This window comes from Niveispirillum sp. CC-CTL257 (assembly GCF_059489915.1).
Genome location: NZ_JCAJXE010000001.1, coordinates 483,488 through 497,034 on the forward strand (window position 1 = coordinate 483,488; position 13,547 = coordinate 497,034).

The following is a 13,547-nucleotide window of genomic DNA, read 5'->3' on the forward strand; positions in this document are numbered from 1 at the left end:
GGGATGACGCATTTTAGGAACCCTCTCCACCCCATGCCCAGCACCCTAACCGGGTCCAGGATACGCAGACATACGTCGTCTGACGTATTCGTTTTCGCACCTGCGAGACATTAACCTTCCCGTCACAAACAAGGGCCATGGGCCGCGACTGCCCGGCCACGGATTTTTCCGCATAACAGGGGGTGCTTCATGATGGGACGCAAGTTTGCGTCGCAGCCGGCGGCTGCGCGCAGGACGGTATCGGCCTTGGCGCTAATGCTGGCTGGCTTGTCCGCGACCCCGGCTTCGGCTGGTTTCACGCAAAGTTTCGGGGATGGCAAATCGCTGTCCATCGGGCTTGGCATGCGCGGTTCCTATACCAGCGCCGAAGACGCCGCCCCCAGCGGCAATGACCGTTCCAACGAATTCAATCTGGACAGCGTGCGCGTCTTCGTTTCCGGCTCCCTGTCGGACACGATCAAGGCGACCTTCAACACCGAACGCGACGGCGACGGCAATCTGAAGCTGCTGGACGGTTACGCCCGCTTTGAATTCTCCGATGAATTCAACATCTGGGTCGGCCGCATGCTGCCGCCCAGCGACCGCGCCAACCTGGACGGCCCCTATTACATCAACGCCTGGTCCTATCCCGGTGTCGTCTCGCAATATCCGGCCAAATTCGCGGGCCGCGATGATGGTGCGACCGTCTGGGGCAAGCTGCTGGACAAGCGCCTGACCTATGCCGCCGGTGCCTTCAAGGGCCATAACCGTATCCGGGGTGCCAGCAACCAGGGCGACAATATGCTGTTCACCGGGCGGCTGGCCTACAACTTCCTCGATGTGGAAGACAACCCCGCCTACTACACCAGCAGCACCTATTACGGTTCCGCCGATGTCCTGACGCTGGCCATTGCCGGTGCCTATCAAGAGGATGGCGTGGGCACCGCCGCCCGGCCCGGCGATTATGGCGCCGTCAGCATCGACGCCCTGTTTGAAAAGAACCTGGGCGATGCTGGGGCCGTCACCCTGGAAGGGGCCTGGTACTCCTATGACACGGACGGCGTGGCCGATGTGGCCCCCGGTTTCGGCGGGGCATCCGGCACCGCCAATGTCGGCGGCATCGTGGCGGGGGAGGCGTGGTTGATCGGCGGCGCCTATCTGCTGCCGGCCAAGGTCGGCATCGGCAAGTTCCAACCCTTCGTGCGCTATCAAACCTTTGACCCCGACGCCGCGCGCTTCGACATCGAACAATATGATTTCGGCGTGAACTATGTGATCAGCGGCCATTCCGCCCGCATCAGCGCCGAATATTCCACCATCGACACCGGCCCCGGCGCCGACAGCGACCGCTTCACCCTCGGCCTGCAATTGCAGTTCTGACCGTGTCGGTCACGCGCACCTTACCCTAAAACCATTTCTGCTGACGGGAGATAACCCCATGTCGCGTCGTCAATTCCTGCGTTCCGCTGTCCTGTCCATCACTGGTGCCGCCCTCATGCTGGGCACCGCCGGGGTGGCGCTGGCCGCTGACAAACCGCCGATCAAGGTCGGCATCCTGCATTCGCTCTCGGGCACCATGGCGATCAGCGAGACGACCTTGAAGGACGTCATGCTGATGCTGATCGAAGAGCAGAACAAGAAGGGCGGCGTCCTGGGCCGCAAGCTGGAACCGGTGGTGGTCGACCCCGCCAGCAACTGGCCGCTCTTCGCCGAAAAGGCGCGGGAACTGCTGGCGGTTCAGAAAGTCTCGGCGACCTTCGGCTGCTGGACCTCGGTGTCGCGCAAATCGGTCCTGCCGGTATTCGAGGAACTGAACGGCATCCTGTTCTACCCCGTGCAGTATGAGGGGGAGGAGAGCAGCCGCAACGTCTTCTACACCGGTGCCGCCCCCAATCAGCAGGCCGTGCCCGCCGTGGATTACCTGATCGGCGAAGGGGTGCAGCGCTGGGTTCTGGCCGGCACCGACTATGTCTATCCGCGCACCACCAACAAGATCCTGGAGGCCTATCTGAAGGCCAAGGGCGTGAAGGCGGAAGACATCATGATCAACTACACGCCTTTCGGCCATGCCGACTGGCAGTCGATCGTGAAGGATATCAAGAAGTTCGGCAGTGCCGGCAAGAAGACCGCCGTGGTGTCCACCATCAATGGCGATGCCAACGTCCCCTTCTATAAGGAACTGGCCAATCAGGGGATCAAGGCCACCGACATCCCCGTCATCGCCTTTTCGGTGGGTGAGGAAGAATTGGCCGGCATCGACACCAAGCCATTGCAGGGCCATCTGGCCGCCTGGAACTATTTCCAGAGCGTGAAGACGCCGGTGAATACCGACTTCATCAAGAAGTGGCAGACCTTCACCAAGAATCCCAAGCGCGTCACCAACGACCCGATGGAAGCGCATTTCATTGGCTTCAACATGTGGGTGCAGGCGGTGGAGAAGGCCGGCACCACCGATCCCGATAAGGTGATCGACGCCATGGTGGGCGTGGCTGTCCCCAACCTGTCGGGTGGCTATTCCGCCATGCTGCCCAACCACCACATCACCAAGCCCGTCCTGATCGGCGAGGTACAGGCCGATGGGCAGTTTGAAACCGTGTGGAAGACGCCGGGCCTCGTGGCCGGCGACGAATGGTCCGACTATCTACCCGACAGCAAGGACCTGATCGCCGATTGGCGCAAGCCCCTGTCCTGCGGCAACTTCAACACCGCCACGGGCAAGTGCGGGGCGAAGTAGCGCGGATTAGCGAAGCGTAATCCGCGGAGATCCCGTCGCCGGGGGCCGCGGATTACGGCTGCGCCTAATCCGCTCTACGCTCCTCTCGCACACACCAAGAGGCCACCCCATGCGAATGCTGCTTCTGCTGCTGTCCCTGCTGGTCACGCCGCTGGTCTGGGCACAGGCGACGGGTCCCCTGATCGATGCGTTGGCGACCGATGATTACGCGGCCAAGGAACAGGCGCTGACGGCCCTGACCGAGACGGGCGACCCCGCCATCGTACCGGCGCTGAAGGCGCTGGAGGGTGGGCAGCTTTACCGTCGCCTGTCGGACGACAAGGTGCTGATCGGGCGGGAGGATGGCGACAGCATCACCCTGACCGATCCGCTATCCGGGGAAGCGCTGGGCAGCGTGCCGGCGGGCGAATTGGAGCTGATCCGGGTCAATAACCGCCTGCGTCGGGCCATCGGCGCCACCCTGGGCGCGCTCACCCTGCGCAGCCCCGATGCCGCCGTCCGCCGCACGGCGGCCGAAGCCGTTTTTGTCAGTCGTGACGCCGCCGTCCTGCCCCTGCTGGAGGCGGCCCTGGCCCACGAACAGGACGCCAAGGTGAAGCGCAGCCTGCAACAGGCGCGTGCCGCCATCCTGCTGGCCGATGACAATCTGGGCACCGATGACCGGCTGGCGGCCATCGCCACCATCGCCGACAAGGGCGGGCAGGCGGCCCTGGCCCTGCTGAACCCCCTGACCGGCAGCACCGAACCGGCGGTTGCCAAGGCCGCGACGGAGGCCGTGCGCCTGATTGAGAACAAGCTGGCCTGGGCGGCAGCGGCACAGAACATCATCTACGGCATGTCGCTCGGCTCCGTCCTGCTGCTGGCCGCCATCGGTCTGGCCGTCACCTTCGGCGTGATGGGCGTCATCAACATGGCGCATGGGGAGATGGTGATGCTGGGCGCCTACACGACCTATGTCGTACAGGACCTGATCCGCGCCCATGCGCCGGGCCTGTTCGACTGGTCGCTGCTGATCGCATTGCCGCTGGCCTTCATCGTGGCGGGCGGGGTCGGCATCCTGATCGAACGTGGCATCATCCGCTTCCTCTATGGCCGCCCGCTGGAAACCCTGCTGGCCACCTGGGGCCTGTCGCTGGTGTTGCAGCAGGCGGTGCGGTCGCTGTTCGGCCCCACCAATATGGAGGTGGGGAACCCCGACTGGATGGCCGGCGCGTTCCAGGTCGGCGAAATCACCATCACCTATGGCCGCATGTGGATTTTCCTGTTTGGCCTGCTGGTCTTCGCGGCCCTGATGCTGCTGCTGCGCCGCACGCCGTTGGGATTGCAGATGCGCGCCGTGACCCAGAACCGGGCCATGGCGCGGGCCATGGGCATCCGCACCGCGCGCGTTGATGCGCTGACTTTCGGCCTGGGTTCCGGCATTGCCGGGCTGGCGGGCGTGGCCCTGTCACAGATCGACAATGTCAGCCCCAATCTGGGCCAGGGCTACATCATCGACAGTTTCATGATCGTGATCTTCGGCGGCGTCGGCAACCTGTGGGGCACGCTGGTCGGTGCCCTGTCGCTGGGCATTGTCAACAAGCTGCTGGAACCGCTGGCAGGCGCGGTACTGGGCAAGATCCTGGTGCTGGTCGGCATCATCCTGTTCATCCAGGCGCGTCCGCGGGGCCTTTTCGCCCTGAAGGGCCGCGCCATCGAACATTGAGGGGACGCCCATGCAAGGCGGAATTCTGTTGCCGCGCCTGGACCGCGCGGGCCTGGCCTTCGGGGCGGTGGCGCTGGGTCTGGCCATCCTGATCCCGGTCCTGAACTTGGTTGTGCCGGCGGACAGCCCGTTCCATGTGCCCCCGCATCTGGTGGCGCTGATGGGCAAATATCTCTGCTACGCGCTACTGGCCCTGTCGGTGGATCTGGTCTGGGGCTATTGCGGTATCCTGTCTTTGGGCCATGGCGCGTTCTTCGCGCTGGGCGGCTACGCCATGGGCATGTATCTGATGCGGCAGATCGGGCCGCGCGGCATGTATGGTCACCCGACCCTGCCCGATTTCATGGTGTTCCTGAACTGGCAGGAATTGCCTTGGTACTGGCTGGGCTTTGACCAGTTCTGGTTTGCCGCGATCATGGTGCTGCTGGTGCCGGGTCTGCTGGCGGGCCTGCTGGGCTGGTTGGCCTTTCGCAGCCGGGTGACGGGCGTCTACCTGTCGATCATCACCCAGGCCATGGCCTTCGCCCTGCTGCTGGCCTTTTTCCGCAATGACATGGGTTTTGGCGGCAATAACGGCCTGACCGATTTCAAGGATATCCTGGGGGCGTCCATCCAGGCCGATGGCACGCGCAGCGCCCTGTTCGCGGCCTCTGCCATTGCCCTGGCGCTGGGTTTCATCCTCTGCCGCTGGATCGTGCGGTCAAAGCTGGGCCGCGTGCTGGTCGCCATCCGTGATGCCGAAAGCCGGACGCGCTTTCTGGGCTACCGCGTGGAACAGTATAAGTTGCTGGTCTTTGTCACCTCGGCCTGCATGGCAGGCGTGGCGGGGGCGCTGTATGTGCCGCAGGTCGGGATCATCAATCCCGGCGAATTCAGCCCCGCCAACTCGATTGAGGCCGTGATTTGGGTGGCGGTCGGCGGGCGCGGCACCCTGATCGGGTCGGTCATCGGTGCCGTGCTGGTGAATTTCGGCAAGACCCTGCTGACCAACGCCCTGCCGGAAGTGTGGTTGTTCGCGCTGGGCGGCCTGTTCATCGCCGTCACCCTGTTCCTGCCGCGCGGCATTGTCGGCCTGTGGACCGGCTACTGGACCCGTCGGCGCGAAAAGCAGGCGGCATCCATCACCACCCAGCCCGTGACGGAGGGGCAATGATGTCCACCAGACCCGATCCGCAGCATACCCAGCTTTACCTGGATGGCGTCTCTGTCAGCTTTGACGGGTTCCGCGCGCTGAACAACCTGTCACTGATCATCATGCCGGGTGAAATGCGCGCCATCATCGGCCCCAACGGTGCCGGCAAGACCACGATGATGGATGTCATCACCGGCAAGACCAAGCCGGACAAGGGCACCATTCTGTTCGATGGCGACACCGACCTGACGGAAATGGATGAGGCCGATATCGCCACCTTGGGAATTGGCCGCAAATTCCAGAAGCCGACCGTATTTGAAAGCCATACGGTCTGGGACAATCTCGACCTGGCCCTGGCCGGAAAACGGGGACCGTTCGCCAGCCTGTTCCATCGCGATGGTGCCGATGACGACCGTATCCTTTCCATCCTGGATACGATCCGCCTGTCCGCCCGCCGCCATGTCCTGGCCGGATCGCTGAGCCATGGTCAGAAACAATGGCTGGAGATTGGCATGCTGCTGGCCCAGGAACCGAAACTGCTGCTGGTCGATGAACCGGTGGCCGGCATGACCGATGCCGAAACGGCGGAGACGGCGCGCCTGCTGCGGGAGATTGCGCAGACCCGCTCCGTCGTCGTGGTCGAACATGACATGACGTTCGTGCGCGATCTGGATGTGAAGGTGACGGTCCTGCATGAAGGCTCCGTCCTCTCCGACGGGTCGCTGGACCATGTCAGCGCCGATCCGCGCGTGATCGAAGTCTATCTGGGGCGGTGAGACATGCTGAACGTCAATGACATCAACCTGCATTATGGTGCGGCCCAGGCCCTGCGCGGCGTCAGCGTCGCGGCACAGCCGGGCAAGGTCACCTGCCTGATGGGCCGCAACGGCGTCGGCAAATCCTCCACGCTGCGCGCCATCATCGGCCACCGGCCCCTCAGCGGCGGCTCCATCACTTGGGAAGGGGCGGATATCTCCAGACTTGCCACCGAAGACCGGGCGCGGCGCGGCATCGCCTATGTGCCGCAGGGGCGGGAGATTTTCCCCCTGCTGACGGTGAAGGAGAATCTGGAGACCGGCTTCGCCCCGCTGCCCCGGCGTCAACGCTTTATTCCGGACGAAATCTTTGAGCTGTTCCCCGTGCTGAAATCCATGTTGTCGCGGCGCGGTGGTGATCTGTCAGGCGGGCAGCAGCAGCAGCTGGCCATCGGCCGCGCGCTCGTCACCCGCCCGCGCCTGCTGCTGCTGGATGAACCGACGGAAGGCATCCAGCCTTCAATCATCAAGGATATCGGCCGCGCCATCTCCTGGCTGCGCGACCGGGGCGACATGGCCATCGTGCTGGTCGAACAATATTTCGAATTCGCCCGCGATCTGGCCGATCTCTATGCCGTCATGGACCGGGGGGAGGTGGTGATGGCGGGCGACAAGGCCGGGCTGGTGGAGACGGAGGTACGCAAGTTCCTGACGGTCTGAAGCAGGCTTCCCGGCGAACCGGCGCTTCAGGAAGTGCCGGGATGCTCTGTCTTCAGCTGTTGGGAAGCAGAAGGCTGCCCCGTCGGATCAGGACCAACGCGCTACCCCTGTAATCGACGATGGCCGGTGTGACGGTTTCGATGAAGGCTGATGGCTGTGACGTCCCTTGGATATCAAACCACTCCGACAACCCGTTGATGGCTTTGGAGCCGCCGTCAAAGCCGAACCATGCCTTGTCATAGGCCAATGACAAGGAGGGGACCACGCAGGCGTAAACCGGGTCGGATGCGGAGACGATCTGCCAAAGCCGGGCATCGCGTATATCCATCCCGTCCCCAATCAGGTTCAGGCCGGTTACATCATAATCTTTGAAGACCAGTTCACGATCTTCCCGGCCAATAATGACCCGGCGATGGCGGGCCATCACCGCATGCTCGTCAATCAACACCGACGGCGGCGACACGGGCTTCGAGGTCCTTGGCGCTGCGGTTCCAGCCCCCCGATAGGCTTGCGGCGGCGGTGGCGGCGGGGACGCCCCAAATTTGAGGGACCCCGAACTCTGCCCGTATGGTTGAGGGTCGGATACGGGCGGTCTGTTTCGTTTAAGCTGCTGTACATCCTGTTCCAGTGCGGCAAGCCGCGTCGGTACCTGATGGTCGGCAGCCCCCGATGGTGAGTTCTCAAGAGCCAAGATGCGCTCACGCAGACCAGTGAGAGCCTTCGTTAGCTCTCCTGGTTCCTTGCCGTCCCCGAATTTTTGGTAGAGCAATGGCCACCAATAGTTCGCCTGATCCGTCATTCTCAACAGGCGCATCACGATTGAGGCCAGCAGAAAACACAGAATGACCACCACCAGGCCGAACACAATCGCCAAGGCGATCAGAGTGTTCGTGTCGACTGTTATTTCTCCGCCGCCATCTTGCGCCCATGCAGCCGCGCTATGCAAACACAGGATGCAGGTTGCTATGACGGCCTTGCCCATCTGCTGTCTGGACATCGGCTTCATCCTTTCAGCGGAAGGTCGATCCCGTTGGCCGATATCTCGGCAATCAACGTCCGAAGTCCGATGATGAACGGGGGCTGCAGCCCCTCCGACCCGCCATCCCCGATCTTGGTCCCCTCTACCTCAGCCTTTCGATTGGCGTACCGATTACTGAGGTCGTTGTTGACGGCGTCTCTGATCTTGTTCCAAAGCAGAGGCGTCAGGTCGATGGTGCGCTGAAGATTAAACGCGGCTTGCTTGACAAAGCTTTCAAGCTCTTTGTTGCCGTCCACGCGCCAGACATCCATGGTCGGAAGACAGTCCATTTTGGTTCCCGGGTCCATGACCCTGTCGCCGACAATGACCTGCTCGCCAACGATGAAGTCACGCGTGACAGACGATGGGTCTATGGTCAGCATGTGCTTCACCCCATCGGCGTACAGCAGGCCACATGCCACCTCTTCCTTTGGCTTTTCGCTGAAGATGAAGTTCACGGGTCGTGTCAGGCCGGCTTGTTTCTGGAACATGGTGCCGATCCGGGACAGTTGATGGCGTCCAATCGCCGTCTTGAACAACAGGCTGCCGCGACCACCCAGGCATATGAAGGTGGAATGGCTGTCGTTCTTGAACTTTCCTTCCGTGGTCAGCACGCGGGCCATGCCGGCGACATACTGAAGAATGCCCGCAAGCGACAGCTCCGATATGGCCATCAACCGCTGGAAGCCCTTATTGTCGATATAGTCGGCCAATGGATTTTCAAACGCCCTGGAGAATTCGGGGTGATTGACGAACATCTCCAATCCAGCGGTAATCTTTACGCCGCCGATTTTGATGTAATCCACGATGCTGTTGGATATTGCTTTGATTTCCGGGTTGTTGCGGGCCATGGCCGTAAAGACGCTGTCCGTGAGCGTTCCCGTCTGCTGACCACGCTTCAGATCGTTCAGCAGGAAATCAATCAACAGGTTCCGCCCCGCCAGCATCAGCGAGCCCTGCCAGACCAGCTTCTTCTCCTGCCATAGGGAGATATCGGTGGTTCCGCCACCGATATCGACTGTAATGACAGTCTCGGAGAAATGCGCATTCGCCCTGTTTGCGGCGGGGCTGGCGAAGTAATAGGCGGCGGCCAGGGATTCCGTGACCGATGGCTCCATTTCCTTTTGCTGCACCTGGCTGTCCAGGGCCGACCTGACGGCCCGTTGCATCAGGCCTTCGAAGGCTTCCCGATGTTGCGCGCTGAAGGCCAGCGGATAGGAAATATGCCAGTTGACCCCGGTGATGCTGCCGCCGGCAAACGCAACCTCCGCCAGGGTCTGCAGGGCGACCTGTGTCAGGAACAGCCGGATATCCTCCGAACGATCCTTGCCCCATTTCAGATCCACCCGAATGGAATGATCGGTCGCACCCGTCCGGTTGGGGGCCTGTTCCAGCGCCAGTTCGCCGATCGGGCGTTTGACATCGAACAGATAGAAGATGCGGTCTGTCAGGATGACTTCCCGCACTCTCTGCATATCCGCCAGATTCCGCTGCCGCAGAAGGGTCATGAACGGCACGGTTGGTTTGTAGGTCGGAAGGAACTCCATCCCGATGATGGATTGGTCATCCTCCGACAGCTTCTCGACATAGGGGGTAACGTGCCGGTCCTCGAACTTCAATTCGGCGGGGGCCTGTTCGTGGAACTTCGCATAGACAATCGTATTTGTGGTGCCGAAGTCGATCCCGACCTGCACTGGAAGGTCAAGTGCGTCCACAGCCCTCAATGCCGGGAACAGGATCAGACCCACCGGCACGCGGTCTTCGCCATAGGTGCAGATGGCAGCCTCGACAGGGTCGGGCAGTTTGATCATGCCCCCGCGGTTGAAACGCGCCATGTCGTCCGGGAAACGGCTGGCGTCCAGGGTGCTGGCAAGGGTGTTTTCCAGGTCCCGAAGGTTGGCGCTGATCTGCGTGGGGTCCATTCCCGCCAGGGCTTGGTTCGCGGTCTTCACCGTAAAGCATGCCTGCGGGTACACATCCACACTGCTGTTCCCCGAATGGTAGAGCAGGTGCCGCGTCCAGTCCGGCCGGGTGAAGTTGGGCCAGGCGACAAGACGCGTGCTGTTGATGGTCTTCACCATCGTGCCTTCGGTCAGGGAATAGGACCGGCGCAAGGTCAGCTCTTCTGTGCCGCCGGAAGCCACCTTGACCATCAGCTTCAGGGACACTGCGACGGTGTTGATGCTGCCTCGGTCAGCCGTGACCGACGCGGCCAGCGTACCGGGTGAAAGGAACATCAACGCAACCGCATTGAACGGCAGCACCAGGTTCTGTCCGGATTTGGGATGGGCCTTGACGGTGTCGCGTTCCAACTGGCACAGGGTCGCGGTGAACAATTCGTCCGCAGTCAGGATCAGGTAGCCGCTGGCGGCGGCGGCTTTGCGAATTGTCCCGTGCAGTTCCGGTTGATTGAGCCATTGGCTCAGGGTGAAGCGATCCCAGATGCGAATGGTTTCCGCCGTGCCGCCAATCGCGTTTGGCAATGCCGGATCAATCAGGATGGCACCGTTCAGAAGACCTGAAAATTCCGGACGTGGCGGCAACAGCGCCCCAAATTCCCCCGACCCGGAAATATTGTTCAGGGTCCGGAAGGCAGCGAACACTTTGCTCAGCGGTGGCAGCTCCAGTGCTTCCTGACCAACGCGTTCATGGCCAACTTCCTCGCCTCCACGGCGGCAGCAGGCATCATCAAACTCATTCAGCCGCTCGACAATCTCGCTTTTCAGCGCATCATCCCCAACCGTCTGTTTGAGATTGTACATGAGACTGCCGAGCAGCCGGTGAATGACCTGGAAATCTTCCGGTACCAGCGCTGCCGAGGCGCAGGGATCGGTCAGGCGGCCACCGTCGCGGAAAATGATGGCCTCGTCCAATGCACCGGCATAGTCGCGGATCGGGCAGACCAGCGTATTGGGGACCAGCAGGCCGATCGGACGCTTGCGATAGAGGATCAGGGCCAGATTGTCCCAATTGGCGTCGTTTGCCACCGCGCTCTGTGGCAACAAGGCATGCAGCACAGCACCGAAGGAGGGGGCCGATTGCGGACCTGCGGGGTCTGACGGCTTAAGGGCCTTGATATCCAGCGGCTCAATGCTGACCGGCAAGGTCCGTTGGCTGGTCAGAGCCATCAGGCCCAGCAGACCGCGCCATTCATTGACGACGCGGGCATGCAGTGAGTGTTTTTTGTCCCGCAGCGCGGACTCGACCAGATGTATCTGCGCCCAGACATCGGGAATGGATACCAGATCGGCGAAGACGGGGTGGGTCGGTTCCTCGGCTGACAGCCCGTCCGCCAGTTTCTTCAACGTCTCAAAGCCGGCATGGTGAACCCAGTCACCCGGTCCGGACGCGGTGATATCGTAGGTGCCGGGGGGCAGCAGCAGCATGGAGGAGGTCATGGCAATGGCTCCGCGTCAGGCGTCCGCCGCGTCGCGGCCGGCGGGTTGAAAACGGCAAGCATGGTGGACAGCGCCGATCACGCGGCCCCAGCCCTTGACGTCGCGCCGGGCAGGGCCGGTCGCAAGGTCCTCCAACACGTCCGACATGGATTGCTGGCCTTCTGCGTCCTGGACCAGGCCGTCGAAGATTGTGCCCAGATCGATGCTGCTGTCGGTGATCGGGTAAAGCCCGTCGGGTGCCAGCGTTGTCGAGGTGATGCTCTCCAGGTCGAACAACCTGATCGGCAACTGTTCTTTGCTGGACATGGTCTGGATGGTTGCCGACCAGCGCAGCATCTCGGTGCTGTAGCGGGTCAGGCGTTCCAGCATCCGATTGTCAAGATCGTTCTCCGGACTGACGCCGGCCTCCTGTACCATGCGGCGGAACCAGAACTGGTCCTGGACCTGTTTGAAACTGGTCCGGCCCAGCTGTGGGCCATAGACATTGCGCATTAGAAAGGCGAACCGGGCGAGCTGCCCCAGGGCGCGCTTGGGTGTCTGCTTGGTTTCCACGCCCATGCCCGGCAGGTTGCTCCAGCCCAGTCCCTTGTCCGGCAACACGCTCAGCAGCCCGACACCGGGTTCTTCGGGGGGGCTGTGGAAGAAACGGAAAGCTGCCAGGGCCGCCAGCAGTTCCGGTGCCAGGGGCGGGTTCGACTGATCCTTGCGACCGATGGCATATTTGTCGATCTTGATCAGCTGCGGCCAGCCAAGCACCGTCAGCCCGTCGAACAGCGTCGGCTCGGTCCGCGTCAGGTGGTGGTAATATCGCAAGGCACCGCGCGTCTGTTCCAGGAAGGCCGCAGACTTTGCTGCCGGTTGCGACGCCTCTTCCCGCTCGTCTGGAAAGGTAAAATAGGGAAGCATCAGGGCGGCGCCGATATGCAACTTCCTTTGGTTGCCAGCGTCGCTCAGGTGCCGACGCAGCATGCGGGCCAGCGTCGGAAGCCCGCCGGCCCCGGTGCCGCCGAAGATTGATCCGACCAGGAATATCCGCACCGGATGGCCTGCCCGCAGCCGGTCGCGCGCCGTGAGCAGGTTTCTCCAGAAGACATCGTCCGGGCGCGCGGCCGCCGCCATCGCCGCGGAACCAAGGGCGGGCCGCCCCCGGAAACCCACAGACAGGTCCATGCGCTGTTCATGGGTGGGGGAGAACAGGGCGTCGAACATCGTCGCTTCCGTGCCCTGCATCAGTGAACGCTGAAACAGCGTGTAAAGATTGGGTGCAGACCTGACCGGCGACCAGCTGAATTGCGGTGTGGCCGATTCAATATGTGTAGCGAACAGGCTATCTTCGGCATGAAGACTGTGTTTTGGGTCATCGCGCAACACAGTCTGCAATGCGAGATAGTTCTCCAGCAGCTGTTGCGTGCGATCCAGATTGCCGTTGGCGCTGTCGGGATCGACCTGGCCGACCCAAAGGTTGCGGGGACCCAGTCCAGCCGCAGCCAGATGGATCGACGCCTCGATGCACCGGCTCCCCGTACCGCCAATGCCAAGCAGGAAGCAGGACGACATTACCATTTCCTCCAACGGGTCGGCAGAAGACCGGCCAGCGGCAGCTGACCGGCCAAAGCGGCGCGGGTGAACAGGAAGGTGAGCAGCCAGTAGAGCAGCAAGGTGCCCAGCAAAGCGGGGCCGATGATCAGCAGGTTCAGGTCACGGCGCACCGTTGGTTCCACCGTCCATATCCAGAAGGCGATACCGACGGTCGCCATCCCGGACAATGCCAGGATGACCCACCACCATACCGACGCCTTGTTCAGCGCCGCCGGGATGGCCGGGTGATAAAGGCCGGTCAGGAAAAGCCAGACCAAGCTGCCCAGGATCGCGACCCCGCCGGATATATAGATGACGCTGTTGAGGAACAGCCGCAGGATCGGCCCGGCACCGAAGATATCCAGGCCCCGCAGGTTCAGCACGGACAGGTCCGCCAGGGCTTCTATCCCCTGTGCCCCCAGCGTCAGGGCGATCAACATTGCGGCAAGCAGTGTCAGCACGACCCCTACGCCGATGGCCAGTACCGGAAGGATGAAGAGATGGAGTACGCGTTTCTTCGTCATGATA

10 protein-coding genes are annotated in these 13,547 nt (G+C 62.2%); 6 read left to right on the top strand and 4 right to left on the bottom strand.

From position 1 onward, the window contains the following. Positions 1-189 precede the first annotated feature (189 nt). The 6 genes from ABC729_RS02380 (at position 190) to urtE (ending at position 7,025) form a co-directional block, all read left to right on the top strand. A complete protein-coding gene (locus tag ABC729_RS02380; protein WP_495606062.1) occupies positions 190-1,359 on the top strand; it encodes a porin in 1,170 nt (389 codons plus the stop codon). Between the two features lie 115 nt (positions 1,360-1,474). Then, entirely contained in the window at positions 1,475-2,713 is a 1,239-nt protein-coding gene (urtA, locus tag ABC729_RS02385) for an urea ABC transporter substrate-binding protein (RefSeq protein WP_495608629.1), read from the top strand. Between the two features lie 109 nt (positions 2,714-2,822). Then, complete coding sequence (gene urtB / locus ABC729_RS02390; protein ID WP_495606063.1) at positions 2,823-4,418, top strand: urea ABC transporter permease subunit UrtB; 1,596 nt, start codon at positions 2,823-2,825, stop codon at positions 4,416-4,418. Between the two features lie 10 nt (positions 4,419-4,428). Then, positions 4,429-5,571 (top strand): urea ABC transporter permease subunit UrtC, encoded by a 1,143-nt coding sequence (gene urtC / locus ABC729_RS02395; protein WP_495606064.1) that lies wholly within the window; start codon positions 4,429-4,431, stop codon positions 5,569-5,571. Next, on the top strand, positions 5,568-6,326 hold the full coding sequence (gene urtD / locus ABC729_RS02400) for an urea ABC transporter ATP-binding protein UrtD (RefSeq protein WP_495606065.1): 759 nt from the start codon (positions 5,568-5,570) through the stop codon (positions 6,324-6,326). The genes urtC and urtD overlap by 4 nt, the downstream gene beginning before the upstream one ends. A 3-nt stretch (positions 6,327-6,329) precedes the next feature. Beyond that, a complete protein-coding gene (urtE, locus tag ABC729_RS02405; RefSeq protein WP_495606066.1) occupies positions 6,330-7,025 on the top strand; it encodes an urea ABC transporter ATP-binding subunit UrtE in 696 nt (231 codons plus the stop codon). A gap of 52 nt (positions 7,026-7,077) precedes the next feature. On the opposite strand, the gene ABC729_RS02410 is transcribed toward urtE, so the two are convergent. The 4 genes from ABC729_RS02410 to ABC729_RS02425 are packed head-to-tail and all read right to left on the bottom strand — an operon-like array spanning position 7,078 to position 13,543. Continuing rightward, the gene (locus ABC729_RS02410; protein WP_495606067.1) at positions 7,078-8,022 is read right to left on the bottom strand and encodes a hypothetical protein; all 945 of its coding nucleotides are present in this window, start codon (positions 8,020-8,022) and stop codon (positions 7,078-7,080) included. A gap of 5 nt (positions 8,023-8,027) precedes the next feature. Continuing rightward, positions 8,028-11,441, bottom strand: coding sequence for a hypothetical protein (locus ABC729_RS02415; RefSeq protein WP_495606068.1), 3,414 nt, complete (start codon positions 11,439-11,441; stop codon positions 8,028-8,030). Between the two features lie 15 nt (positions 11,442-11,456). After that, on the bottom strand, positions 11,457-12,998 hold the full coding sequence (locus ABC729_RS02420; RefSeq protein ID WP_495606069.1) for a tubulin-like doman-containing protein: 1,542 nt from the start codon (positions 12,996-12,998) through the stop codon (positions 11,457-11,459). Beyond that, on the bottom strand, positions 12,998-13,543 hold the full coding sequence (locus ABC729_RS02425) for a hypothetical protein (protein WP_495606070.1): 546 nt from the start codon (positions 13,541-13,543) through the stop codon (positions 12,998-13,000). The genes ABC729_RS02420 and ABC729_RS02425 overlap by 1 nt, the downstream gene beginning before the upstream one ends. Positions 13,544-13,547 lie beyond the last annotated feature (4 nt).

Excerpts from the sequence above, each read along its gene's own strand:
- ABC729_RS02380 (WP_495606062.1), top strand. The coding sequence starts at position 190 with ATGATGGGACGCAAGTTTGCGTCGCAGCCGGCGGCTGCGCGCAGGACG.
- urtA (WP_495608629.1), top strand. The coding sequence starts at position 1,475 with ATGCTGGGCACCGCCGGGGTGGCGCTGGCCGCTGACAAACCGCCGATC.
- urtB (WP_495606063.1), top strand. The coding sequence starts at position 2,823 with ATGCGAATGCTGCTTCTGCTGCTGTCCCTGCTGGTCACGCCGCTGGTC.
- urtC (WP_495606064.1), top strand. The coding sequence starts at position 4,429 with ATGCAAGGCGGAATTCTGTTGCCGCGCCTGGACCGCGCGGGCCTGGCC.
- urtD (WP_495606065.1), top strand. The coding sequence starts at position 5,568 with ATGATGTCCACCAGACCCGATCCGCAGCATACCCAGCTTTACCTGGAT.
- urtE (WP_495606066.1), top strand. The coding sequence starts at position 6,330 with ATGCTGAACGTCAATGACATCAACCTGCATTATGGTGCGGCCCAGGCC.
- ABC729_RS02410 (WP_495606067.1), bottom strand. The coding sequence starts at position 8,022 with ATGTCCAGACAGCAGATGGGCAAGGCCGTCATAGCAACCTGCATCCTG.
- ABC729_RS02415 (WP_495606068.1), bottom strand. The coding sequence starts at position 11,441 with ATGACCTCCTCCATGCTGCTGCTGCCCCCCGGCACCTACGATATCACC.
- ABC729_RS02420 (WP_495606069.1), bottom strand. The coding sequence starts at position 12,998 with ATGTCGTCCTGCTTCCTGCTTGGCATTGGCGGTACGGGGAGCCGGTGC.
- ABC729_RS02425 (WP_495606070.1), bottom strand. The coding sequence starts at position 13,543 with ATGACGAAGAAACGCGTACTCCATCTCTTCATCCTTCCGGTACTGGCC.